At 55.3% G+C, this 22,467-nt stretch carries 23 protein-coding genes; 22 read left to right on the top strand and 1 reads right to left on the bottom strand.

The window, feature by feature from the left end; translation table 11 throughout:
- Positions 1-167 precede the first annotated feature (167 nt).
- Entirely contained in the window at positions 168-4,301 is a 4,134-nt protein-coding gene (gene rpoB / locus COL8621_RS00865; protein WP_093966852.1) for a DNA-directed RNA polymerase subunit beta, read from the top strand.
- A 47-nt stretch (positions 4,302-4,348) separates the two neighbouring features.
- Complete coding sequence (gene rpoC, locus COL8621_RS00870; protein WP_093965373.1) at positions 4,349-8,596, top strand: DNA-directed RNA polymerase subunit beta'; 4,248 nt, start codon at positions 4,349-4,351, stop codon at positions 8,594-8,596.
- Between the two features lie 116 nt (positions 8,597-8,712).
- On the opposite strand, the gene COL8621_RS19240 is transcribed toward rpoC, so the two are convergent.
- Positions 8,713-9,330, bottom strand: a complete 618-nt coding sequence (locus COL8621_RS19240) for a HupA family protein (protein WP_207652068.1) — start codon at positions 9,328-9,330, stop codon at positions 8,713-8,715.
- 472 nt (positions 9,331-9,802) lie between these two features.
- Here COL8621_RS19240 and rpsL point away from each other — a divergent pair, with 472 nt between their 5' ends.
- The 20 genes from rpsL to rplE all read left to right on the top strand — a co-directional run bounded on the left by rpsL (position 9,803) and on the right by rplE (position 22,458).
- Positions 9,803-10,174 carry a 30S ribosomal protein S12 gene (gene rpsL, locus COL8621_RS00880; RefSeq protein WP_035253348.1) on the top strand — a complete coding sequence of 124 codons (372 nt, stop codon included), beginning with the start codon at positions 9,803-9,805 and terminating at the stop codon, positions 10,172-10,174.
- A 12-nt stretch (positions 10,175-10,186) separates the two neighbouring features.
- The gene (gene rpsG / locus COL8621_RS00885; protein WP_093965379.1) at positions 10,187-10,657 is read left to right on the top strand and encodes a 30S ribosomal protein S7; all 471 of its coding nucleotides are present in this window, start codon (positions 10,187-10,189) and stop codon (positions 10,655-10,657) included.
- Positions 10,658-10,678: 21 nt separating this feature from the next.
- Positions 10,679-12,796, top strand: coding sequence for an elongation factor G (fusA, locus tag COL8621_RS00890; RefSeq protein ID WP_093965381.1), 2,118 nt, complete (start codon positions 10,679-10,681; stop codon positions 12,794-12,796).
- Positions 12,797-12,859: 63 nt separating this feature from the next.
- Entirely contained in the window at positions 12,860-14,035 is a 1,176-nt protein-coding gene (gene tuf / locus COL8621_RS00895; protein WP_093965351.1) for an elongation factor Tu, read from the top strand.
- A 77-nt stretch (positions 14,036-14,112) separates the two neighbouring features.
- A complete protein-coding gene (rpsJ, locus tag COL8621_RS00900) occupies positions 14,113-14,421 on the top strand; it encodes a 30S ribosomal protein S10 (protein ID WP_037209276.1) in 309 nt (102 codons plus the stop codon).
- A gap of 15 nt (positions 14,422-14,436) precedes the next feature.
- Entirely contained in the window at positions 14,437-15,156 is a 720-nt protein-coding gene (gene rplC / locus COL8621_RS00905) for a 50S ribosomal protein L3 (RefSeq protein WP_093965384.1), read from the top strand.
- Complete coding sequence (gene rplD, locus COL8621_RS00910; protein WP_093965387.1) at positions 15,153-15,770, top strand: 50S ribosomal protein L4; 618 nt, start codon at positions 15,153-15,155, stop codon at positions 15,768-15,770. The genes rplC and rplD overlap by 4 nt, the downstream gene beginning before the upstream one ends.
- Positions 15,767-16,063 carry a 50S ribosomal protein L23 gene (locus tag COL8621_RS00915; RefSeq protein ID WP_093965390.1) on the top strand — a complete coding sequence of 99 codons (297 nt, stop codon included), beginning with the start codon at positions 15,767-15,769 and terminating at the stop codon, positions 16,061-16,063. The genes rplD and COL8621_RS00915 overlap by 4 nt, the downstream gene beginning before the upstream one ends.
- A 179-nt stretch (positions 16,064-16,242) precedes the next feature.
- Positions 16,243-16,779 carry a hypothetical protein gene (locus COL8621_RS00920; RefSeq protein ID WP_093965392.1) on the top strand — a complete coding sequence of 179 codons (537 nt, stop codon included), beginning with the start codon at positions 16,243-16,245 and terminating at the stop codon, positions 16,777-16,779.
- A 264-nt stretch (positions 16,780-17,043) separates the two neighbouring features.
- On the top strand, positions 17,044-17,886 hold the full coding sequence (rplB, locus tag COL8621_RS00925) for a 50S ribosomal protein L2 (protein WP_093965395.1): 843 nt from the start codon (positions 17,044-17,046) through the stop codon (positions 17,884-17,886).
- 1 nt (position 17,887) lies between these two features.
- Positions 17,888-18,166, top strand: coding sequence for a 30S ribosomal protein S19 (gene rpsS, locus COL8621_RS00930; RefSeq protein ID WP_035261069.1), 279 nt, complete (start codon positions 17,888-17,890; stop codon positions 18,164-18,166).
- A 3-nt stretch (positions 18,167-18,169) separates the two neighbouring features.
- Entirely contained in the window at positions 18,170-18,550 is a 381-nt protein-coding gene (gene rplV / locus COL8621_RS00935) for a 50S ribosomal protein L22 (RefSeq protein ID WP_093965398.1), read from the top strand.
- Entirely contained in the window at positions 18,550-19,257 is a 708-nt protein-coding gene (gene rpsC / locus COL8621_RS00940; RefSeq protein WP_093965401.1) for a 30S ribosomal protein S3, read from the top strand. The genes rplV and rpsC overlap by 1 nt, the downstream gene beginning before the upstream one ends.
- Before the next feature lie 14 nt (positions 19,258-19,271).
- Complete coding sequence (gene rplP / locus COL8621_RS00945; RefSeq protein ID WP_093965403.1) at positions 19,272-19,685, top strand: 50S ribosomal protein L16; 414 nt, start codon at positions 19,272-19,274, stop codon at positions 19,683-19,685.
- 122 nt (positions 19,686-19,807) lie between these two features.
- Positions 19,808-20,428 (top strand): 2OG-Fe(II) oxygenase family protein, encoded by a 621-nt coding sequence (locus COL8621_RS00950; RefSeq protein WP_093965406.1) that lies wholly within the window; start codon positions 19,808-19,810, stop codon positions 20,426-20,428.
- Positions 20,429-20,710: 282 nt separating this feature from the next.
- Positions 20,711-20,914 carry a 50S ribosomal protein L29 gene (rpmC, locus tag COL8621_RS00955; protein ID WP_093965408.1) on the top strand — a complete coding sequence of 68 codons (204 nt, stop codon included), beginning with the start codon at positions 20,711-20,713 and terminating at the stop codon, positions 20,912-20,914.
- A gap of 12 nt (positions 20,915-20,926) precedes the next feature.
- Positions 20,927-21,157 (top strand): 30S ribosomal protein S17, encoded by a 231-nt coding sequence (gene rpsQ, locus COL8621_RS00960; protein WP_093965411.1) that lies wholly within the window; start codon positions 20,927-20,929, stop codon positions 21,155-21,157.
- Positions 21,158-21,219: 62 nt separating this feature from the next.
- On the top strand, positions 21,220-21,588 hold the full coding sequence (gene rplN / locus COL8621_RS00965) for a 50S ribosomal protein L14 (RefSeq protein ID WP_005621870.1): 369 nt from the start codon (positions 21,220-21,222) through the stop codon (positions 21,586-21,588).
- A gap of 1 nt (position 21,589) precedes the next feature.
- Positions 21,590-21,895 (top strand): 50S ribosomal protein L24, encoded by a 306-nt coding sequence (rplX, locus tag COL8621_RS00970; RefSeq protein WP_093965413.1) that lies wholly within the window; start codon positions 21,590-21,592, stop codon positions 21,893-21,895.
- Positions 21,895-22,458 (top strand): 50S ribosomal protein L5, encoded by a 564-nt coding sequence (gene rplE / locus COL8621_RS00975; RefSeq protein WP_093965415.1) that lies wholly within the window; start codon positions 21,895-21,897, stop codon positions 22,456-22,458. Before rplX ends, rplE begins: the two co-directional genes overlap by 1 nt.
- The last annotated feature ends 9 nt before the right edge of the window (positions 22,459-22,467 follow it).

Consider the following 22,467-nt stretch of genomic DNA (forward strand, 5'->3'; position numbering starts at 1 on the left):
TAGAAAGGGCTTGTTGTACGAGCTTTTTCTAAGGCGCGGTTTAAGGTTCGGGAGCAGCCGGTGGGACGGCATGCAAGAATTGGACCTTACCTCCTTCATTCGTGAGCGGTGCGCAGCCGGAGCCCGACGGCATGGCGCGACGCGACAGACGAAAGGTGATGACGCACATGGCGCAGACGTTTGTTGGCCAGAAACGACTCCGCAAATTTTACGGTAAAATCCGTGAAGTTCTGGAAATGCCGAACCTGATTGAGGTTCAAAAATCTTCCTACGACCTGTTCCTGAAGTCAGGCGACCAGCCTGCACCTTTGGACGGCGAAGGCATTCAAGGTGTTTTCCAGTCGGTATTCCCGATCAAGGATTTCAACGAAACCGCGGTTCTGGAGTTCGTTCGTTACGAGCTTGAGAAGCCGAAATACGATGTTGAGGAATGTCAGCAGCGTGACATGACCTACAGCGCGCCTTTGAAGGTGACGCTGCGACTGATCGTGTTTGATGTCGATGAAGACACAGGCGCGAAGTCGGTTAAAGACATCAAAGAACAAGACGTGTTCATGGGCGATATGCCTTTGATGACGCCAAACGGTACGTTTGTTGTAAACGGTACAGAGCGTGTGATCGTTTCCCAGATGCACCGTTCGCCCGGCGTGTTCTTTGACCACGACAAAGGTAAAACCCATTCTTCGGGTAAGCTTTTGTTTGCTTGCCGCATTATCCCATACCGTGGCTCTTGGCTGGACTTTGAGTTTGACGCGAAAGACATCGTGTTTGCTCGTATCGACCGCCGTCGTAAGCTGCCTGTGACCACGCTGCTTTATGCGCTGGGTCTGGATCAGGAAGGCATCATGGATGCCTATTACGACACGGTTGATTACAAGCTTCAGAAGGGTAAAGGCTGGGTCACCAAGTTCTTCCCCGAACGTGCACGTGGTACGCGTCCTGCTTTCGATCTTGTTGATGCGAAAACAGGCGAAGTTATCGCCGAGGCAACCAAAAAGGTTACCCCGCGCGCGGTTAAGAAGCTTATCGACGAAGGCGCTGTTACCGATCTGTTGATCCCGTTCGATCAGATCGTTGGCAAGTTCGTAGCCAAGGACATCATCAACGAAGAAACTGGCGCGATCTATGTCGAAGCCGGTGATGAGCTGACTTGGGAACTGGACAAAGAAGGTGAAGTAACCGGTGGTTCGCTGAAAGAACTGTTGGATGCTGGCATCACCGATATTCCGGTTCTGGACATCGATAACATCAACGTCGGCCCGTACATCCGCAACACGATGGCGCAAGATAAGAACATGGGTCGCGACACCGCGCTTATGGATATCTATCGCGTTATGCGTCCGGGTGAACCGCCCACCGTCGAAGCTGCGTCGGCTCTGTTCGACACGCTGTTCTTCGATTCCGAGCGGTACGACCTGTCGGCTGTTGGTCGCGTGAAGATGAACATGCGTCTGGCTCTTGATGCGCCTGACACACAGCGCACCTTGCGCCGTGACGACATCATTTCGTGCATCAAAGCGCTGGTTGAACTGCGCGACGGCAAGGGCGATATCGACGATATTGACCACCTTGGTAACCGCCGTGTTCGTTCCGTTGGCGAACTGATGGAAAACCAGTACCGTGTTGGCCTGCTGCGTATGGAACGCGCGATCAAAGAGCGTATGTCCAGCGTCGAAATCGACACTGTCATGCCTCAGGACTTGATCAACGCGAAACCGGCTGCGGCTGCTGTACGTGAATTCTTCGGCTCTTCGCAGCTGTCGCAGTTCATGGACCAAACCAACCCGCTGTCCGAAGTTACCCACAAGCGCCGCCTTTCGGCGCTTGGCCCAGGTGGTCTGACGCGTGAGCGTGCTGGCTTTGAGGTTCGCGACGTTCACCCGACCCACTATGGTCGGATGTGCCCGATTGAAACGCCGGAAGGGCCAAACATTGGTCTGATCAACTCGTTGGCCACTTATGCCCGCGTGAACAAATACGGCTTCATCGAAACACCGTATCGTAAAGTTGTGGACGGTCAGGTCACTGACGAAGTGAACTACATGTCCGCGACCGAGGAAATGCGCCACACTGTGGCTCAGGCCAACGCCAACCTCGACGAAGACGGCCGTTTTGTGAACGATCTGGTTTCGACACGTCAGTCTGGCGAATACATGCTTCAGCCTAACGCGAATGTTGATCTGATCGACGTTTCGCCAAAACAGCTGGTGTCTGTTGCTGCCTCGCTTATTCCGTTCCTTGAAAATGACGATGCTAACCGCGCCTTGATGGGTTCGAACATGCAACGTCAGGCCGTGCCACTGCTTCAGGCCGATGCTCCGTTCGTGGGTACCGGTATCGAAGAAGTTGTTGCGCGTGACTCGGGTGCGGCGATCATGGCGAAACGTGCGGGTGTCATCGACCAAGTCGATGCGACACGTATCGTTGTGCGCGCCACCGAAGATCTGGAACCGGGCGATCCGGGCGTAGACATCTATCGTCTGCGTAAGTTCCAGCGTTCGAACCAGAACACTTGTATCAACCAGAAGCCTTTGGTGAAGGTTGGTGACAAGGTTGGCAAAGGCGAAGTTGTTGCTGATGGCCCGTCCACAGACAACGGCGAGCTGGCGCTTGGTAAGAACGTGATCGTCGCGTTTATGCCTTGGAACGGTTACAACTACGAAGACTCCATTCTGATCTCTGAGCGGATTGCCCGTGACGACGTCTTCACCTCGGTTCACATCGAGGAATTCGAAGTCGCCGCACGTGACACGAAGCTGGGCCCAGAAGAAATCACTCGTGACATCCCGAACGTTGGTGAAGAAGCGCTGCGCAACCTCGACGAGGCTGGCATCGTTTACATCGGCGCAGAGGTTGGCCCGGCTGACATTCTGGTTGGTAAGATCACACCGAAGGGCGAAAGCCCGATGACGCCAGAAGAAAAGCTTCTGCGCGCTATCTTCGGTGAGAAAGCCTCGGACGTTCGTGACACATCCCTGCGTGTACCGCCGGGTGACTTCGGTACGATCGTTGAAGTACGCGTCTTTAACCGCCACGGCGTGGAAAAAGACGAACGTGCGCTTCAGATCGAACGCGAAGAAGTTGAACGCCTTGCACGTGACCGCGACGATGAGATGGTCATTCTGGAGCGCAACATCTATGCGCGTCTGAAAGGCATGATCCTTGGCAAGGTTGCTGTAAAAGGTCCGAAAGGCGTTAAGCCGAATTCGGAAATCACCGAAGAACTGATGGACATGCTGTCCAAAGGTCAGTGGTGGCAGCTTGCACTGGGTGACGAAGCCGACGCCGCACAGGTCGAAGCATTGAACGGTCAGTTCGAAGCACAGAAGCGTGCGCTGGACGCGCGGTTCGAAGACAAGGTTGAAAAGGTTCGCCGCGGCGACGATCTGCCTCCGGGTGTGATGAAGATGGTAAAAGTCTTCATCGCTGTGAAGCGTAAGCTTCAGCCGGGCGATAAGATGGCCGGTCGTCACGGGAACAAAGGTGTTATTTCGCGGGTTGTACCCATGGAAGACATGCCGTTCCTTGCCGATGGTACGCCGGTCGATTTCTGTCTGAACCCGCTGGGTGTGCCTTCGCGTATGAACGTTGGTCAGATCCTTGAAACCCACATGGGTTGGGCCGCACGGGGTCTTGGTCTGAAGATCGATGATGCGCTGGGTGAATTCAAACGCTCAGGCGATCTGACACCGGTTCGCGAAGCGATGCGCAACGCGTATGGCGACGATGTCTACGAAGAAGGCATCGCCGGCATGGATGAAGATCGACTTCTGGAAGCTGCCGGTCACGTTGTGAACGGTGTTCCAATCGCGACGCCTGTTTTCGACGGCGCGAAAGAGGCCGATGTCAACGACGCGCTGCTGCGTGCTGGGTTCTCTGAATCTGGCCAGTCGGTGCTTTATGATGGCCGTACAGGTGAGCAGTTCGCCCGCCCTGTAACGGTCGGCGTGAAGTACCTGCTGAAGCTGCATCACCTGGTCGATGACAAAATCCACGCACGTTCGACTGGCCCATACTCGCTTGTTACGCAGCAGCCGCTGGGTGGTAAGGCGCAGTTCGGTGGTCAGCGCTTCGGTGAGATGGAGGTCTGGGCCTTGGAAGCCTATGGCGCCGCTTACACCCTGCAAGAGATGCTTACCGTCAAGTCGGATGACGTGGCGGGCCGTACGAAAGTCTATGAATCCATCGTCAAAGGCGAGGATAACTTCGAGGCTGGCGTACCAGAAAGCTTCAACGTGCTGGTGAAAGAGGTCCGCGGCCTCGGTCTGAACATGGAACTCCTGGATGCGGAGGACGAGTAGGGCGTTCGCGCCCTTCTCAACCCATCCCCTGACGTAAGGAATACGCAATGAACCAGGAATTGACGACAAACCCGTTCAACCCGCTGACTCCGCCGAAGCAATTCGACGAGATCAAGGTTTCCCTTGCCTCGCCAGAGCGGATCCTCAGCTGGTCCTACGGTGAGATCAAGAAGCCCGAGACGATCAACTATCGTACGTTCAAGCCTGAACGCGACGGTCTGTTCTGTGCTCGTATCTTTGGCCCGATCAAAGACTACGAATGTCTCTGCGGCAAATATAAGCGCATGAAGTATCGCGGCGTTGTCTGCGAGAAATGTGGTGTTGAAGTAACGCTCCAGAAGGTGCGCCGCGAGCGTATGGGCCACATCGAGCTGGCCTCGCCCGTTGCACACATCTGGTTCCTGAAATCGCTGCCATCCCGCATCGGCCTGATGCTGGACATGACACTGCGTGATCTGGAACGCGTGCTGTACTTCGAAAACTATGTGGTTATCGAACCCGGCCTGACGGACCTCACCTACGGTCAGATGATGACCGAAGAAGAGTACATGGACGCCCAAGATGCCTTCGGCATGGACGCGTTCACCGCAGGTATCGGCGCCGAAGCCATTCGCGAAATGCTGAGCCAGATCGATCTGGATGCCGAAGCTGAGCGTCTGCGCGAAGAGCTGAAAGAAGCCACAGGCGAGCTGAAACCCAAGAAAATCATCAAGCGCCTTAAGGTGGTTGAAAGCTTCTTGGATTCCGGCAACCGCCCTGAATGGATGATCCTGACCGTTGTGCCAGTCATCCCACCAGAGCTGCGCCCGCTGGTTCCACTTGATGGCGGCCGCTTTGCGACCTCGGACCTGAACGATCTGTATCGCCGGGTGATCAACCGGAACAACCGTTTGAAGCGCCTGATCGAGCTTCGCGCGCCGGACATCATCGTTCGGAACGAAAAGCGGATGCTTCAGGAATCCGTTGATGCGCTGTTTGATAACGGCCGTCGCGGCCGCGTTATCACGGGTGCAAACAAGCGCCCGCTGAAATCGCTTTCCGACATGCTGAAGGGTAAGCAGGGTCGTTTCCGTCAAAACCTTTTGGGTAAACGGGTCGACTTCTCTGGTCGTTCGGTGATTGTGACCGGGCCTGAACTGAAACTGCATCAATGCGGTCTTCCCAAGAAGATGGCGTTGGAGTTGTTCAAGCCGTTCATCTATTCCCGTCTAGAAGCCAAAGGTCTGTCTTCCACAGTGAAGCAAGCCAAGAAATTGGTTGAAAAGGAACGTCCCGAGGTTTGGGATATTCTGGACGAGGTGATCCGCGAACACCCAGTCATGCTGAACCGTGCGCCAACGCTTCACCGCCTTGGTATTCAGGCGTTCGAACCCACGCTGATCGAAGGTAAAGCCATCCAGCTTCACCCGCTGGTCTGCTCGGCGTTTAACGCTGACTTTGACGGTGACCAGATGGCTGTTCACGTTCCGCTGAGCCTTGAGGCCCAGTTGGAAGCCCGTGTTCTGATGATGTCGACGAACAACGTTCTGTCCCCTGCAAACGGTGCGCCTATTATCGTTCCGTCGCAGGATATGATCCTTGGTCTGTACTACATCACCATGGAACGTAAGGGTATGCAGGGCGAAGGCATGGTCTTCGGTTCGGTCGAAGAGATCGAACATGCGTTGAACGCTGGTGAAGTTCACCTTCACGCGAAGATCCAAGCCCGTGTTAAGCAGATCGACGACGAAGGCAACGAGGTGTTCAAACGCTTCGAAACCACGCCGGGTCGTGTTCGTCTTGGCGCGCTTCTGCCGCTGAACGCGAAAGCACCGTTTGATCTGGTGAACCGTCTTCTGCGGAAGAAAGAAGTGCAGCAGGTCATCGATACCGTTTATCGTTACTGCGGCCAGAAAGAGTCCGTCATCTTCTGTGATCAGATCATGACCATGGGCTTCCGCGAAGCGTTTAAGGCGGGCATTTCGTTCGGTAAGGACGACATGCTTATCCCAGATACCAAATGGGATATCGTCAACGGCGTTCGTGATCAGGTTAAAGAATTCGAACAACAGTACATGGACGGCCTGATCACTCAGGGCGAGAAGTACAACAAAGTTGTCGATGCCTGGTCGAAGTGTTCCGACGAAGTTGCGGGCGCTATGATGGACGAAATCTCGGCGGTTCGCGTTGATGACGCGGGTGCAGAGAAAGAGCCAAACAGCGTTTACATGATGTCCCACTCTGGTGCGCGTGGTTCCCCTGCTCAGATGAAGCAGCTGGGCGGTATGCGTGGTCTGATGGCTAAGCCTTCTGGCGAGATTATCGAAACGCCGATTATCTCGAACTTTAAAGAAGGTCTGACCGTTCTCGAGTACTTCAACTCTACGCACGGTGCCCGTAAGGGTCTGGCCGATACGGCGCTTAAGACGGCTAACTCTGGTTACCTGACACGTCGTCTGGTTGACGTGGCGCAGGACTGCATCGTTCGTATGAAGGATTGCGGAACTGAAAACGCCATTACAGCCGAAGCCGCTGTGAACGACGGTGAAGTTGTTTCGTCGCTGTCCGAGCGCCTGCTGGGTCGTGTTGCTGCCGAAGACATTCTGCGCCCCGGCACAGATGAAGTCATCGTCAGCCGCAACGAGTTGATCGACGAACGCAAATCCGACGCTATCGAAAAAGCTGGCCTTGCCACTGTTCGCATGCGTTCGCCGCTGACTTGTGAAGCGGAAGAGGGCGTTTGCGCCATGTGTTATGGTCGTGACCTTGCACGTGGTACGATGGTGAACACCGGCGAAGCCGTTGGTATCATCGCGGCGCAGTCGATTGGTGAACCTGGTACACAGCTGACGATGCGGACGTTCCACATCGGCGGTATTGCGCAGGGTGGTCAGCAGTCGTTCCAAGAAGCTAGCCAGGCTGGTAAGGTTGAATTCCGCAACACGAACCTGCTTGAAAACGCGAGCGGCGATCGCATCGTTATGGGCCGTAACATGGTCATGGCGATCATCGACGAAAACGGTGTTGAGCGTGCCAGCCACAAGCTGGGCTACGGCACAAAGGTTCACGTCGAAGACGGTGCTTCTGTTAACCGCGGCGACAAGCTTTATGAATGGGATCCTTACACGCTTCCAATCATCGCTGAGAAAGCCGGTATCGCTAAATTCGTTGACCTTGTGAACGGCATCGCCCTTCGTGAGGAAACCGATGACGCGACTGGCATGACCCAGCGGATCGTGACCGATTGGCGCGCTGCGCCGAAAGGCAACGATCTGAAGCCTGAGGTGATCATCGTTGATCCTGCAACGGGTGAGCCTATTCGCAACGATGCTGACAATCCGGTAACTTACCCAATGTCGGTTGACGCTGTTCTGTCGGTCGAAGACGGGCAAGAGATCAAAGCCGGTGACGTTGTTGCGCGTATCCCGCGTGAAGGTGCCAAGACGAAAGACATCACCGGTGGTCTGCCGCGTGTTGCCGAACTGTTCGAAGCACGTCGTCCGAAAGATCACGCTATCATCGCGGAAATCGATGGTTACGTGCGCTTTGGCCGCGACTACAAAAACAAGCGTCGGATTGCGATCGAGCCTGCTGATGAGAGCATGGAAACCGTCGAATACATGGTGCCTAAGGGCAAGCACATTCCTGTTCAGGAAGGTGACTTCGTCCAGAAGGGCGACTACATCATGGACGGTAACCCAGCGCCTCATGACATTCTGTCGATCATGGGTGTAGAGGCTTTGGCCGACTACATGATCGACGAGGTGCAGGACGTTTATCGACTGCAGGGCGTTAAGATCAACGACAAGCATATCGAAGTCATCGTGCGTCAGATGCTCCAGAAATGGGAAATTCTGGACAGCGGTGAAACGACCCTTCTTAAGGGCGAAAATGTGGACAAGGCCGAGTTTGACGAAGCAAACGCCAAGGCGATTTCCAAAGGCGGCCGTCCTGCACGGGGCGAACCGATCCTGCTGGGTATCACCAAAGCATCGCTTCAGACACGCTCGTTCATCTCTGCGGCCTCGTTCCAGGAAACGACACGTGTTCTTACCGAGGCTTCGGTTCAAGGTAAGCGCGACAAGCTTGTCGGCCTGAAAGAGAACGTGATTGTTGGTCGTCTGATCCCAGCCGGTACAGGTGGCGCAACACAGCGCGTTCGCCGTATCGCGGCAGAGCGGGACCAGACCGTTCTGGAAGCGCGTCAGGCAGAGGCACAAGAAGCCGCAGCCCTTGCCGCGCCGATGGAAGATGTTGTTTCGGATGGGGGCGAAGATTTCGGCCTGGTCGAGACACCGGAAAGCCACAACGAATAAGTTCGCCTTCTAAAGGCCATGAAAATGAAAACCCCGCCAAGTTGGCGGGGTTTTTTCGTTGTAGTGGAAGCGTCAGCTGCCGTACGCGGCCCTAAAGGAACCGGGTAGGCAGACCGTTACTTGATGCCGTAGAATAGGGCCTGATCCAGCGTTATTGCGACACCATTGACCGTACCCCCGGTCATCGCGCCATTAACGGCCGTGGGTGTACCCGATGGGCCAAGAAACACGCCAAACATTTCAAGTCCAGTATCCGAAGAAACCGACGCGCCAGTCGCTGTCGGCAGCATCAAGGCACCGGTTGCGCTGGCCTGAATGTCGGAGCCAGCAAACGCGCCATCAATGGTAAGTTCGCCGCCAACGTCGAAGACGTCGGCCCCATCGGACGCGACAAGCTCATCAATCGTGCCCGAAATGGCCAAGCTGTCAAACTGCGCAGTCATCGACATGTCGCCCAGCAGGCTGCCGGTGATGTCGCCGGCATAGTCAGCGCTTACCCGACCGTTATAGGTCGCACTGCCGCTTGTCGGTATGTTGGTGGCCTGCGCGCGGTTGGCCACGTTCAGAATGGTGGCGTCAAACTGATCGGCGCTATCCGCGAATTCTTGGACAGAGGTGATGCTGGGCGTTGCGGGCGTAACGCTTTCTTCCGGTGTGGGCTCACTGCCCCCGCCGCCGCCACCGCAAGCGGCAAGCAGAAGCACGGAAAAGACGCCGACAATTTTCATACTCATTGGTCACCTTCAGATGATATTTCGCGCAGCTTACGTGGATCCTTCAGGTACCTCAATCTAGCACTTACCGGGGCCTACGGTGTTCGCAATATCCCGCGCTCAGTTCGACCTTTGTCGGCGATGGGGGGCTGGCGCCCGCCGCGCAACCGTGTGATAGCTATCGGCACGGTTCTGTCGGCGCTTCCACTCATGTGCTGTGTTTTATGCTCTGTGTTGACAACTATGCCGACTCTCCATATACCGCGCCCACTCAGGCAGGTGTGGTAATCCCTCATTTGGCCTGAAATCAGAATTGAAGTGGTCAAGATCCGGGTTTAACTGCCCCGATCCTCTGTAATTCCACCGCGTCGTTCCCGCGAACGAGGGAACGCATGCGGTATTGGTGTTTCTGCAAGTGTGCAGAGCACCGTCGAGAAGCGGCGTCCCCGGTTTTGGGGGCGAGTATTGACAAAGTGCAACACGAGGAACGTGCATGCCAACGATCCAACAGCTGATCCGCAAGCCGCGGCAGCCCAAAGTAAAGCGCCAGAAGTCCATGCACCTGCAGGCTTGCCCGCAGAAGCGTGGCGTATGTACGCGCGTATACACAACAACACCTAAGAAACCGAACTCGGCTATGCGTAAGGTTGCCAAAGTGCGCCTGACAAACGGCTTCGAGGTCATCAGCTATATCCCAGGTGAAAGCCACAACCTTCAGGAACACTCTGTGGTTCTGATCCGTGGCGGCCGGGTAAAAGACCTTCCGGGTGTTCGTTATCACATCCTTCGCGGTGTTCTGGATACCCAGGGCGTCAAAGACCGTAAGCAACGCCGTTCGAAGTACGGCGCGAAGCGTCCTAAGTAAGGAGAGACTGGAATGTCCCGTCGTCACGCCGCCGAGAAGCGCGAAGTCCTGCCTGATGCCAAGTTTGGTGATCGGGTTCTGACAAAATTCATGAACAACCTGATGATCGACGGCAAAAAATCTGCCGCCGAGCGCATCGTATACAACGCGCTGGACCGCGTCGAAGGCAAGCTTAAGCGCTCGCCCGTCGAAGTTTTCCAGGAAGCGCTGGACAATGTTAAGCCTTCGGTTGAAGTCCGTTCCCGCCGTGTTGGTGGTGCGACTTACCAGGTGCCCGTCGAAGTGCGCCCAGAGCGCCGCGAAGCACTTGCAATCCGTTGGTTGATCAACGCGTCCCGTGCGCGGAACGAAAACACGATGGAAGAGCGTCTGGCCGGTGAGCTGATCGACGCTGTTCAAAGCCGTGGTTCCGCCGTTAAGAAGCGCGAAGACACTCACAAGATGGCCGAGGCTAACAAAGCCTTCAGCCATTACCGCTGGTAACTCTGGCCTAGGACCGAACCAATGGCACGCGAATACCCACTCGACAGATACCGTAACTTCGGCATCATGGCGCACATCGATGCAGGTAAAACTACCTGTTCCGAGCGTATCCTTTTCTACACCGGTAAGTCCCACAACATTGGTGAGGTGCACGATGGTGCGGCCACCATGGACTGGATGGAGCAGGAGCAGGAACGCGGGATCACCATCACCTCGGCTGCGACGACCACTTTCTGGGAACGCACCGAAGATGGCAAAAACGCCGAAACTGAAAAGCACCGTCTGAACATCATCGACACCCCCGGCCACGTTGACTTCACCATTGAAGTTGAGCGTTCGCTGGCGGTTCTTGATGGCGCGGTTGCTGTTCTTGACGCCAACGCTGGTGTTGAGCCTCAGACTGAGACCGTATGGCGTCAGGCTGACCGCTACAAAGTTCCACGTATCGTGTTCGTCAACAAGATGGACAAGATCGGCGCTGACTTCTTCAACTGCGTTCACATGATCGCAGATCGTACCGGCGCACGCCCATGCCCGATCCAGCTGCCTATCGGCGCTGAGACCGAGCTGGAAGGCATCGTTGATCTGGTGACCATGCAGGAATGGGTTTGGGCCGGCGAAGACCTTGGTGCTTCGTGGGAACTTCGTCCAATCCGCGCTGAGCTGGCTGACAAAGCTGCTGAAATGCGCAACGAGATGGTCGAAATGGCCGTCGAAATGGACGACGACGCGATGGAAGCTTACCTTGAAGGTAACGAGCCTGATATCGCAACCCTGCGCAAGTTGATCCGCAAGGGCACCTTGTCGATGACCTTCGTTCCAGTTCTTGCTGGTTCGGCGTTCAAAAACAAAGGTGTTCAGCCTCTTCTCAACGCTGTTGTTGACTACCTGCCCAGCCCGCTGGACGTTGTTGACTACATGGGCTTTAAGCCTGGTGACGAGACAGAAACACGTGACATCCCGCGTCGTGCGGACGATGAAATGCCGTTCTCTGGCCTTGCATTCAAAATCATGAACGACCCCTTCGTTGGTTCGTTGACCTTCACACGTATCTATTCGGGTACTCTGGCCAAGGGCGGCACTATGCTGAACTCGACCAAAGGCCGTAAAGAGCGTGTTGGCCGTATGATGATGATGCACTCGATCAACCGCGAAGAGATCGAAGAAGCATTTGCTGGCGACATCATCGCGCTTGCTGGTCTGAAAGACACCACCACAGGTGACACGCTTTGCGCCGTCAACGATCCGGTGGTTCTGGAAACGATGACTTTCCCCGATCCCGTTATCGAGATCGCGGTAGAGCCAAAGACCAAAGCCGACCAAGAAAAGATGTCTCAGGGTCTTGCCCGTCTGGCAGCTGAAGATCCATCCTTCCGTGTGGAAACTGATCTGGAATCCGGTCAGACCATCATGAAAGGTATGGGCGAACTTCACCTGGACATTCTGGTTGATCGTCTGAAGCGTGAATTCAAGGTTGAAGCTAACATCGGTGCGCCTCAAGTGGCTTACCGTGAGACCATCGGCCACGAAGCTGAAATCGATTACACCCACAAGAAACAGTCGGGTGGTTCGGGTCAGTTCGCGCGGGTCAAAATGGTTATCACGCCGACAGAAGCTGGCGAAGGTTACTCGTTCGAGTCCAAAGTTGTTGGTGGTAACGTTCCTAAGGAATACATCCCCGGCGTTGAAAAAGGCATCAAATCGGTTATGGATAGCGGCCCATTGGCTGGCTTCCCCGTGATCGACTTCAAAGTTGCCCTGATCGACGGTGCATACCACGACGTTGACTCCAGCGTTCTTGCCTTTGAAATCGCGGCACGTGCAGGTATGCGCGAAGGTCTGCGTAAAGCTGGCGCGAAACTGCTGGAACCCATCATGAAGGTCGAAGTTGTGACCCCGGAAGAATACACCGGCGGCATCATCGGCGACTTGACCTCTCGTCGTGGTCAGGTTCAGGGCCAAGAGACACGCGGCAACGCGATCGTCATCAACGCCTTCGTTCCACTGGCAAATATGTTCGGCTACATCAACACGCTGCGTTCCATGTCTTCGGGCCGCGCGAACTTCTCGATGCAGTTCGATCACTATGACCCAGTTCCGCAGAACATCTCGGACGAAATTCAGGCGAAATACGCCTAATTCAGAAAACGCGGTGTTGCGCGGTCAGGCGCAGCACCGTTTTAAGAACAAGAGGAGGCCATCATGGCTAAGGAAAAGTTTGAGCGTACCAAACCGCACGTCAACATTGGCACGATTGGCCACGTTGACCACGGCAAGACGACGCTGACCGCAGCGATCACCAAGTACTACGGTGATTTCAAAGCCTACGATCAGATCGACGGCGCACCCGAAGAAAAAGCACGTGGTATCACGATCTCTACCGCTCACGTTGAGTATGAGACTGAAACCCGTCACTACGCGCACGTCGACTGCCCGGGCCACGCTGACTATGTTAAGAACATGATCACGGGTGCTGCGCAGATGGACGGCGCGATCCTGGTTGTTAACGCTGCTGACGGCCCTATGCCGCAAACGCGTGAGCACATCCTGTTGGGCCGCCAGGTTGGCATCCCATACATGGTTGTCTACATGAACAAAGTTGATCAGGTTGACGACGAAGAGCTTCTTGAGCTGGTTGAGATGGAAATCCGCGAGCTTCTGACTTCTTACGACTACCCTGGCGACGACATTCCAGTGATCCCTGGTTCGGCTCTGGCCGCTCTGGAAGGTCGCGATCCTGAGATCGGCGAAGAGTCGATCAAAAAGCTGATGGAAGCTGTCGACACATACATCCCGACCCCAGCACGTGCAGTTGACCTGCCGTTCCTGATGCCGATCGAGGACGTCTTCTCGATCTCTGGTCGTGGTACTGTTGTTACGGGCCGTGTTGAGCGTGGCGTGATCAATGTTGGCGACGAGATCGAAATCGTTGGCATCAAAGACACTTCGAAAACGACCTGTACGGGCGTTGAAATGTTCCGCAAGCTGCTGGACCGTGGTGAAGCTGGCGACAACATCGGTGCGCTTCTGCGTGGTGTTGACCGTGAAGGCGTTGAGCGTGGTCAGGTTCTGTGTAAGCCGGGTTCGGTTACACCGCACACCAAGTTCGAAGCTGAGGCTTATATCCTGACGAAAGACGAAGGTGGCCGTCACACGCCTTTCTTCGCGAACTATCGTCCTCAGTTCTACTTCCGCACGACGGACGTGACCGGCATGGTTACGCTTCCTGAAGGCACCGAGATGGTGATGCCAGGCGACAACCTGAAGTTCGAAGTCGAACTGATCGCCCCAATCGCTATGGAAGATGGCCTGCGTTTCGCTATCCGTGAAGGCGGTCGTACCGTCGGCGCCGGCGTCGTATCCAAAATCCTCGACTAAAAGACCTCCGGGTTCGAAGTGGGGCGGGGAATGACCCTCGCTCCACCTATCAACTCTAAGCCGCGAAAGGCACCGACATGCAGTCGCAAAACATTCGCATCAGGCTGAAGGCCTTCGATTACCGTGTGCTGGATGCCAGCACGCAGGAAATCGTGAACACTGCCAAGCGCACCGGCGCTCAGGTACGTGGCCCGATCCCGCTGCCGAACAAAATTGAAAAGTTCACGGTTCTGCGTGGTCCCCACGTAGACAAGAAATCCCGTGATCAGTGGGAAATCCGCACGCACAAGCGGCTTCTCGACATCATCGACCCAACACCTCAGACTGTGGACGCGCTTATGAAGCTCGACCTGGCTGCTGGCGTTGACGTCGAGATCAAGGTTTAAGGAGGGCACCAGCAGATGCGCTCTGGAGTAATCGCAAAGAAAGTCGGCATGACCCGGCTTTTCATGGACGACGGGAAGCAGATTCCTGTGACGGTCCTTCAACTCGAGAACCTGCAGGTTGTCGCACAGCGTACTTCTGAAACAGACGGTTACACCGCTGTTCAGTTGGGTGCCGGCACAGCCAAAGCTAAGCGGGTATCGGCCCCTATGCGTGGGCATTTCGCTAAGGCCTCTGTTGCGCCTAAGCGGAAGATCGCGGAATTCCGCGTTGCCCCGGAAAACCTGATCGGCGTTGGTGAAGAAATCACCGCTGACCACTACTTTGCTGGTCAGTTCGTTGATGTTTCCGGTACGTCCATCGGTAAAGGCTTCCAAGGTGCTATGAAACGGCACAACTTTGGCGGTCTGCGTGCGTCGCACGGTGTTTCGATTTCGCACCGTTCGCATGGTTCGACTGGTCAGTGTCAGGATCCTGGTCGCGTTTTCAAAGGTAAGAAAATGGCTGGTCACATGGGTGCTGCCCGCGTGACAACTCAGAACCTTCAGGTTGTTAAGACCGACGCCGACCGTGGCTTGATCATGGTTAAAGGCGCCGTTCCTGGCTCCAAAGGTGGCTGGGTCACGGTTAAAGACGCGGTGAAGAAGCCGACGCCTGACAATCTGGTTCTGCCTGCTGCTCTGCGTTCGGCCCAAGCTGCCGCTGCAGAAGCTCCCGCTGAAGGAGATGCAGAATGAAACTTGATGTAATCAAACTGGACGGCGGCAAAGCCGGTTCCGTTGAGCTGGGCGAAGAGATCTTTGGTCTTGAGCCTCGTGCGGACATTCTGCACCGTGTGGTTCGCTGGCAGCGCAACAATGCGCAGCAGGGTACCCACAAGGTAAAGACACGGTCCGAGACCAGCTACTCGACCAAGAAGATCTATCGCCAGAAGGGCACCGGCGGCGCACGCCACGGTGACCGTAACGCGCCGATCTTCCGCAAGGGTGGTATCTATAAGGGTCCAACCCCTCGCAGCCACGGCCACGATCTTACGAAGAAATTCCGTAAGCTTGGCCTGAAGCACGCTCTGTCTGCCAAAATGGCAGCGGGTGAGCTGGTTGTGATCGACACGGCAGACGCAGATGGCAAAACCGCCGTTCTTGCAAAAGCCGTGAAGAACCTGGGCTGGAAACGCGCGCTGGTTATCGACGGTGCTTCGGTGAACGAAAACTTCGCCAAGGCAGCACGTAACATCGAAGGTCTGGATATCCTGCCATCGATGGGCGCAAATGTTTATGACATCCTGAAGCGTGACACACTTGTGCTCACGAAGGCGGGTGTTGAAGCACTGGAGGCTCGACTGAAATGAGCGCTAAGGCAGAACATTACGACGTGATCCGCAAGCCGATCATCACCGAGAAAGCCACTATGGCGTCTGAAAATGGCGCGGTTGTTTTCGAAGTAGCGATCGACGCGAACAAACCACAGATCAAAGAGGCGGTTGAAAACCTCTTTGGTGTGAAGGTGAAGGCCGTGAACACGACCATCACCAAAGGTAAGTCCAAGCGGTTCCGCGGCCAGTTGGGCAAGCGGAAAGACGTTAAGAAGGCTTATGTTACCCTCGAAGAAGGTAACACAATCGACGTGAGCACTGGTCTCTAATCGAAAGCTGATAGAATGAAGAAGGCCCTCGCAATTGCGGGGGCCTTTTTGTTTCGCTAGGGCTGATTGTCCGTGTGGGGAAGATCCGCCTGTTAAGTTCATTTCAGAGGACAGGCAAAAGCGGATCGTAAGTCAGCCGCCCACATTGACCGCTGTGTCGCCTTCGGTAAGCTTGTTGGATGGCAGGGAGAGTAAATCGACAGGCTTTGAGGGATGAACTAGTCCGTCTTTTAAAGGGACTGGATTTTTACCGCGCGTGGCGAATCTCGTGCATAAAGCGCGATCAGGAAGCGGTTAGCGAAGAGGACATTAATCAGATTGTCGTCGTTCCGGGCTCTTTTTTCCTTCAGCTTTTTGACGACACAAAAGACAGCCAATGCGCGCAAATTACCGAAGAAGTCCAGCGGTGGTATTCACATACGTGGAGCGATTTGTCCTATATGGCGAGGTCGGCGGAAGGAGGCCTAGAGGCCGATGTCCGTCAATTTCTGACGGATTTCCGAAATGAAGTTGGGTTTGATTTCCACACCAAGACGGGGCTTTTAAAGAAAACTGCCAACAAGGTTCTCAAGCGACGCGAGATTGCAAACGAATTGGAGTATTATTCGCTTAAGGAACTTGAGCATGACCTTACCCAATCGGTTTTAAGCGCTGAAGAGCTGACGAAACTCGCGGATCTGCTCCGTAAATTTGAAAACGACCCAATGACATCGTGAACGGGCGCGTTGCAAGGATAGACGGCAGCAGGTCAATTCATGTCGCCTTGAACGGCCAGCCCGAAAACCATCGTCACTCTATAGACACCCCCCAGCCCCTCTGTTAGTACGCGCGGATGGTTCTCGGCCTCAGATTCGTTCTGGGGCCGCTTAACTTTGTTAAAATACACTTGGGACCTTCGGGGCCCTATACACTCGGCCACCTACGGGGGGCTAATCACATAGGCAGGTTTACCTGTCGCAGCTAAACGGAAGACAGAAAGCATGGCACTTAAGTCGTATAAGCCGACGACGCCTGGCCAGCGTGGGCTGGTTCTGATCGACCGTTCGGAGCTTTGGAAAGGGCGTCCGGTCAAATCTCTTACTGAGGGTTTGACCAAAAAGGGCGGTCGGAACAACACCGGACGGATCACTATGCGCCGCCGCGGCGGTGGCGCGAAGCGTCTCTATCGCGTTGTCGATTTCAAACGTAACAAATTCGACGTTTCCGCAACTGTGGAACGTATTGAATATGACCCCAACCGCACAGCCTTCATCGCGTTGATCCGCTATGAAGATGGCGAGCAGGCCTACATCCTGGCCCCGCAGCGCCTTGGCGTTGGCGACTCGGTCATTTCTTCGGCAAAAGCTGACGTGAAGCCCGGCAACTCCATGCCCTTCACCGGCCTGCCAATCGGTACAATCGTACACAACATCGAACTGAAAGCAGGCAAGGGCGGTCAGATCGCTCGTGCGGCTGGCACATACGCCCAGTTCGTTGGTCGTGACGGTGGCTACGCTCAGATCCGCCTGTCTTCGGGTGAACTGCGTATGGTTCGTCAGGAATGCATGTGCACCGTTGGTGCGGTGTCCAACCCTGACAACAGCAACCAAAACCTTGGTAAAGCTGGCCGTAACCGCCACAAGGGCATCCGCCCATCTGTTCGTGGTGTTGTTATGAACCCGATCGATCACCCGCACGGTGGTGGTGAAGGTCGTACATCGGGTGGTCGTCACCCAGTGACCCCGTGGGGTAAACCCACAAAGGGCGCCCGCACCCGCAACAAGAACAAGGCGTCGAGCAAGCTGATTATCCGCTCGCGTCACGCCAAGAAGAAGGGCCGCTAATATGTCGCGTTCTGTTTGGAAAGGCCCCTTCGTTGATTCCTACGTTCTCAAGAAAGCTGAGAAGACTCGGGAATCGGGCCGCAACGAAGTTATCAAGATTTGGTCGCGCCGCTCGACGATCCTGCCCCAGTTCGTGGGCCTGACGTTCGGCGTTTATAACGGTCAGAAGCACATTCCGGTTAACGTGTCCGAGGACATGATTGGCCAGAAGTTCGGTGAGTATGCACCGACGCGCACCTACTATGGTCACGCGGCTGATAAAAAAGCGAAGAGGAAATAAGCCATGGGTAAGGAAAAGAATCCCCGCCGCGTGGCCGAGAATGAGGCCTTTGCAAAAGCAAAGATGCTTCGCACCTCGCCGCAAAAGCTGAACCTGGTTGCTGCGATGATCCGCGGGAAGAAAGTTGACAAGGCTCTGGCCGACTTGACGTTCTCCAACAAGCGTATCTCGGCTGACGTGAAGAAATGCCTTCAGTCGGCTATCGCGAATGCTGAAAACAACCACAACCTGGATGTTGATGAGCTGATCGTTGCTGAAGCCTATGTCGGTAAGAACCTGACCATGAAGCGCGGTCGCCCGCGTGCACGTGGCCGGTTTGGCAAGATCGTAAAGCCGTTCTCGGAACTCACCATCAAGGTGCGTCAAGTTGAGGAGCAAGCGTAATGGGTCATAAGGTCAATCCGATCGGTATGCGCCTGCAGGTCAACCGCACCTGGGACAGCCGCTGGTACGCTGATACTAAGGACTTCGGTGATCTCCTCCTCGAGGACATCAAAATCCGTGAGTTCATCAAAGAAGACTGCAAGCAAGCTGGTGTTAGCCGCATCATCATCGAGCGTCCGCACAAGAAGTGCCGTGTGACTATTCACACTGCGCGTCCTGGCGTGATCATCGGTAAAAAAGGCGCTGACATCGAAACGCTGCGCAAAAAGCTGGCGGCTATGACCGACAGCGAGCTGCACCTGAACATCGTCGAAGTGCGCAAGCCCGAGCTGGACGCCCAGCTTGTTGCTGAAAGCATTTCGCAGCAGCTTGAGCGTCGTGTTTCGTTCCGCCGTGCAATGAAGCGTTCGGTACAGAACGCGATGCGCATGGGCTCGCTCGGCATTCGTGTAAACGTTGCTGGCCGTCTTGGTGGTGCCGAAATCGCGCGTACTGAATGGTACCGCGAAGGTCGCGTTCCGCTGCACACGCTGCGTGCCGACATCGATTACGCACATGCCGAGGCTAAGACGCCTTACGGTATCATCGGTATCAAAGTCTGGATCTTCAAAGGCGAAATCATGGAGCACGATCCTGCTGCTCGTGATCGTCGTCAGCAAGAACTCCAGGAAGGTCCCGCGCCCCGTGGCGCCGGCGGCCGTCGCTAAGGAGTAGATGAGAGATGCTGCAACCAAAGCGTACAAAATTCCGCAAGATGCACAAAGGCCGTATCCACGGTCAGGCAAAAGGCGGTTTTGACCTGAACTTCGGGACTTTCGGCCTGAAAGCAACTCAGCCTGAGCGTGTGACTGCACGTCAGATTGAAGCTGCACGTCGTGCCATGACCCGTCACATGAAACGTCAGGGCCGGGTCTGGATCCGGATCTTCCCAGACACCGCAGTTTCCTCCAAGCCTACCGAAGTTCGGATGGGTAAAGGTAAGGGTTCCGTGGATTTCTGGGCCTGCAAGGTTAAGCCTGGTCGTGTGATGTTTGAAATCGACGGCGTCGCCGAAGATATCGCACGCGAAGCGCTGCGTCTGGCTGCGATGAAGCTGCCGGTCAAAACCCGCATCGTGGTTCGCGAAGACTGGTAAGCCCGGTCAACGCACCTAAGAAATTAGCCCCCGCTGAGAAATCGGCGGGGGCTTTTTTGTTATCCCCTGGTCGGCGAATTGTCCCTCTCGCCTTGCGTGGATTCGTGGGGTAATAGATGCCCATGTCACAGATCAAATCTCTCTTCGTCACTCGCCTTTACCGCGCTGCTTTGTCCGAGCAGGGCGTTGCCATTGATGCCAATGAGTTGGAGGCCTCGTGCTATTCCATTGCTGAGGATGATGAGGCCGGACAGGATTGGTGCGAGGAGAACGGGTATCCCGGTTACACGAGCTATGCCTCGCTGACCGATCTGCCTTGGCGGTTTCCGATCTTTCAGGATGTTGTCACAGCGCTCGATAAGCATGTTGCGGCGTTTGCCGAAGACCTTGAATTCGATCTGGGAGACAAAGAGCTGAAGCTTGAGGATATCTGGATCAACATCCTTCCTCCCGGCGGTGTGCATTCATCCCACATTCACCCGCATTCGGTGATCAGCGGCACCACCTATGTCGCGATGCCCGAAGGGACCAGCGCGCTGAAGCTGGAAGACCCGCGTTTGCCGATGATGATGGCCGCACCGACGCGCCGCAAAGATGCGCGGGAGGAGCTTCGCAGCTTTGTCTATGTCGCGCCGGAAGTGGGCGAGGTGCTGTTGTGGGAAAGTTGGCTGCGCCATGAAGTGCCGATGAATATGACCGACGAAGAGCGGATAAGCGTTAGCTTCAACTACGCTTGGGGCTAGCGCCGTTAGCGGCCGTGCTGCCGATGAACCCGGGCCGGCCCGGGGCATCTGAGGATCCGGCGAATGCATTCTTCGCGGCCTCATGCTGGCACGCTATCACCGCGTGCAGGGGAAATGCTGACGCATAAGGAAACTTTCCCTTGCCCCCTAGGCGACTCCCTCCTATAGAGACCCATCTCGCGAACCCGGGTCACCGGGATTCGTGTGTTTGTCATTCATCCACCAGGTCACGGGTGACCCGAAACGGGGGCTCGCTGGTGTTGTGAAAAAGGAAGAAGAGCAATGAACGCTCAAGAACTGCGTGACAAGACGCCAGACCAGCTTCGTGAAGAGCTGGCCAACCTGAAGAAAGAAGCATTCAACATGCGCTTTCAGCAGGCAACTGGTGCCATGGAAAACACCGCACGCATGCGTACCGTCCGTCGTGACGTTGCACGTGTAAAGACGGTTCTGAACCAAAAAGCCGCTGAAGCGGCGGCTGAATAAGGAGCACGACACATGCCCAAACGCATCCTCGCAGGCACCGTGACGAGCGACCAGAACGAGCAAACCATCACGGTTTCCGTTGAACGCCGCTTTACGCATCCGGTTCTGAAGAAAACGATCCGTAAGTCCAAGAAATACCGGGCTCACGATCCGAAGAACGAATTCAAAGTTGGTGATAGCGTTCGCATCCAAGAATGTTCGCCAATTTCGAAAACGAAACGCTGGGAAGTCGTCGCTAACTAAGCGACTGCTTTGCAGTTTGAACGAAACCCTGGGGGAAGTCCCCAAAGGTCGGGAGAAACCACATGATCCAGATGCAGACCAATCTGGATGTAGCTGACAACTCCGGCGCTCGCCGGGTGCAGTGCATCAAGGTTCTGGGTGGTTCCAAGCGTAAATACGCATCCGTAGGCGACATCATTGTCGTTTCGGTTAAGGAAGCCATTCCACGCGGTCGTGTTAAGAAAGGTGATGTCCGTAAGGCCGTCGTCGTTCGCACCGCGAAAGAAGTCCGTCGTGAAGATGGCACAGCGATCCGTTTCGATCGCAACGCAGCTGTTATTCTGAACAACAACAACGAGCCTGTAGGTACACGTATCTTCGGCCCAGTTGTTCGCGAACTGCGTGCCAAAAACTTCATGAAAATCATCTCGCTTGCACCGGAGGTGCTGTAAGATGGCTGCTAAATTGAAGAAGGGCGACAAAGTCGTCGTTTTGACTGGCCGCGATAAGGGCAAAGAAGGCGAGATTTCGTCTGTTGACCCAAAGGCTGGCAAGGCAATCGTTGAAGGCGTGAACATGGCGATCCGCCACACACGTCAGTCCCAGACCAGCCAAGGTGGTCGCGTTCCTATGGCAACGCCGATCCAGCTGTCGAATCTGGCACTTTTGGACACGAATGGTAAAGCGACCCGCGTTGGCTTCCGCATGGAAGACGGCAAAAAGGTACGTTTCGCCAAATCCACAGGGGAGGCCGTCTAATGCTTGACGCTGCAACCTATACCCCGCGCCTGAAAGCAGAGTACAAGGACAAGATCCGTGCTGCTCTGAAAGAAGAGTTCGGCTATTCCAACGACATGATGATCCCTAAGCTCGACAAAATCGTGCTTAACATCGGTTGTGGTGCTGAAGCGGTTCGTGACTCCAAGAAAGTCAAATCTGCAGAAGCTGATCTGACGGCAATCGCTGGGCAAAAATCCGTCATCACGAAAGCCAAGAAGTCCATCGCTGGCTTCCGCGTTCGTGAAGAGATGCCGCTGGGCACGAAAGTGACCCTTCGCGGTGACCGGATGTACGAATTCCTTGATCGCCTCGTGACTGTTGCAATGCCTCGTATCCGCGACTTCCGCGGTGTTTCGGGCAAGTCGTTCGATGGTCGTGGTAACTATGCAATGGGCTTGAAAGAGCACATCGTTTTCCCAGAGATCGAGTACGACAAAGTCGACGAAGTCTGGGGCATGGATATCGTAATTGCCACCACCGCGAAAACCGACGCGGAAGCTAAGGCGCTGTTGAAAGCTTTCAACATGCCCTTCAATAGCTGATCGCGGGAG

The sequence above is a fragment of the Actibacterium lipolyticum genome (assembly GCF_900184935.1).
GTDB classification, from domain to species: Bacteria; Pseudomonadota; Alphaproteobacteria; order Rhodobacterales; family Rhodobacteraceae; genus Actibacterium_A; species Actibacterium_A lipolyticum.

Coding starts and splice junctions, on each gene's coding strand:
- COL8621_RS00950 (WP_093965406.1), top strand. CDS start 19,808: ATGTCACAGATCAAATCTCTCTTCGTCACTCGCCTTTACCGCGCTGCT.
- rplX (WP_093965413.1), top strand. CDS start 21,590: ATGGCTGCTAAATTGAAGAAGGGCGACAAAGTCGTCGTTTTGACTGGC.
- COL8621_RS00920 (WP_093965392.1), top strand. CDS start 16,243: ATGGCAGGGAGAGTAAATCGACAGGCTTTGAGGGATGAACTAGTCCGT.
- rpsJ (WP_037209276.1), top strand. CDS start 14,113: ATGCAGTCGCAAAACATTCGCATCAGGCTGAAGGCCTTCGATTACCGT.
- rpsG (WP_093965379.1), top strand. CDS start 10,187: ATGTCCCGTCGTCACGCCGCCGAGAAGCGCGAAGTCCTGCCTGATGCC.
- rpsL (WP_035253348.1), top strand. CDS start 9,803: ATGCCAACGATCCAACAGCTGATCCGCAAGCCGCGGCAGCCCAAAGTA.
- rpoB (WP_093966852.1), top strand. CDS start 168: ATGGCGCAGACGTTTGTTGGCCAGAAACGACTCCGCAAATTTTACGGT.
- COL8621_RS19240 (WP_207652068.1), bottom strand. CDS start 9,330: ATGAGTATGAAAATTGTCGGCGTCTTTTCCGTGCTTCTGCTTGCCGCT.
- rplN (WP_005621870.1), top strand. CDS start 21,220: ATGATCCAGATGCAGACCAATCTGGATGTAGCTGACAACTCCGGCGCT.
- fusA (WP_093965381.1), top strand. CDS start 10,679: ATGGCACGCGAATACCCACTCGACAGATACCGTAACTTCGGCATCATG.
- rpsS (WP_035261069.1), top strand. CDS start 17,888: ATGTCGCGTTCTGTTTGGAAAGGCCCCTTCGTTGATTCCTACGTTCTC.
- rpmC (WP_093965408.1), top strand. CDS start 20,711: ATGAACGCTCAAGAACTGCGTGACAAGACGCCAGACCAGCTTCGTGAA.
- rpoC (WP_093965373.1), top strand. CDS start 4,349: ATGAACCAGGAATTGACGACAAACCCGTTCAACCCGCTGACTCCGCCG.
- tuf (WP_093965351.1), top strand. CDS start 12,860: ATGGCTAAGGAAAAGTTTGAGCGTACCAAACCGCACGTCAACATTGGC.
- rpsC (WP_093965401.1), top strand. CDS start 18,550: ATGGGTCATAAGGTCAATCCGATCGGTATGCGCCTGCAGGTCAACCGC.
- COL8621_RS00915 (WP_093965390.1), top strand. CDS start 15,767: ATGAGCGCTAAGGCAGAACATTACGACGTGATCCGCAAGCCGATCATC.
- rplC (WP_093965384.1), top strand. CDS start 14,437: ATGCGCTCTGGAGTAATCGCAAAGAAAGTCGGCATGACCCGGCTTTTC.
- rplD (WP_093965387.1), top strand. CDS start 15,153: ATGAAACTTGATGTAATCAAACTGGACGGCGGCAAAGCCGGTTCCGTT.
- rplV (WP_093965398.1), top strand. CDS start 18,170: ATGGGTAAGGAAAAGAATCCCCGCCGCGTGGCCGAGAATGAGGCCTTT.
- rplE (WP_093965415.1), top strand. CDS start 21,895: ATGCTTGACGCTGCAACCTATACCCCGCGCCTGAAAGCAGAGTACAAG.
- rplB (WP_093965395.1), top strand. CDS start 17,044: ATGGCACTTAAGTCGTATAAGCCGACGACGCCTGGCCAGCGTGGGCTG.
- rpsQ (WP_093965411.1), top strand. CDS start 20,927: ATGCCCAAACGCATCCTCGCAGGCACCGTGACGAGCGACCAGAACGAG.
- rplP (WP_093965403.1), top strand. CDS start 19,272: ATGCTGCAACCAAAGCGTACAAAATTCCGCAAGATGCACAAAGGCCGT.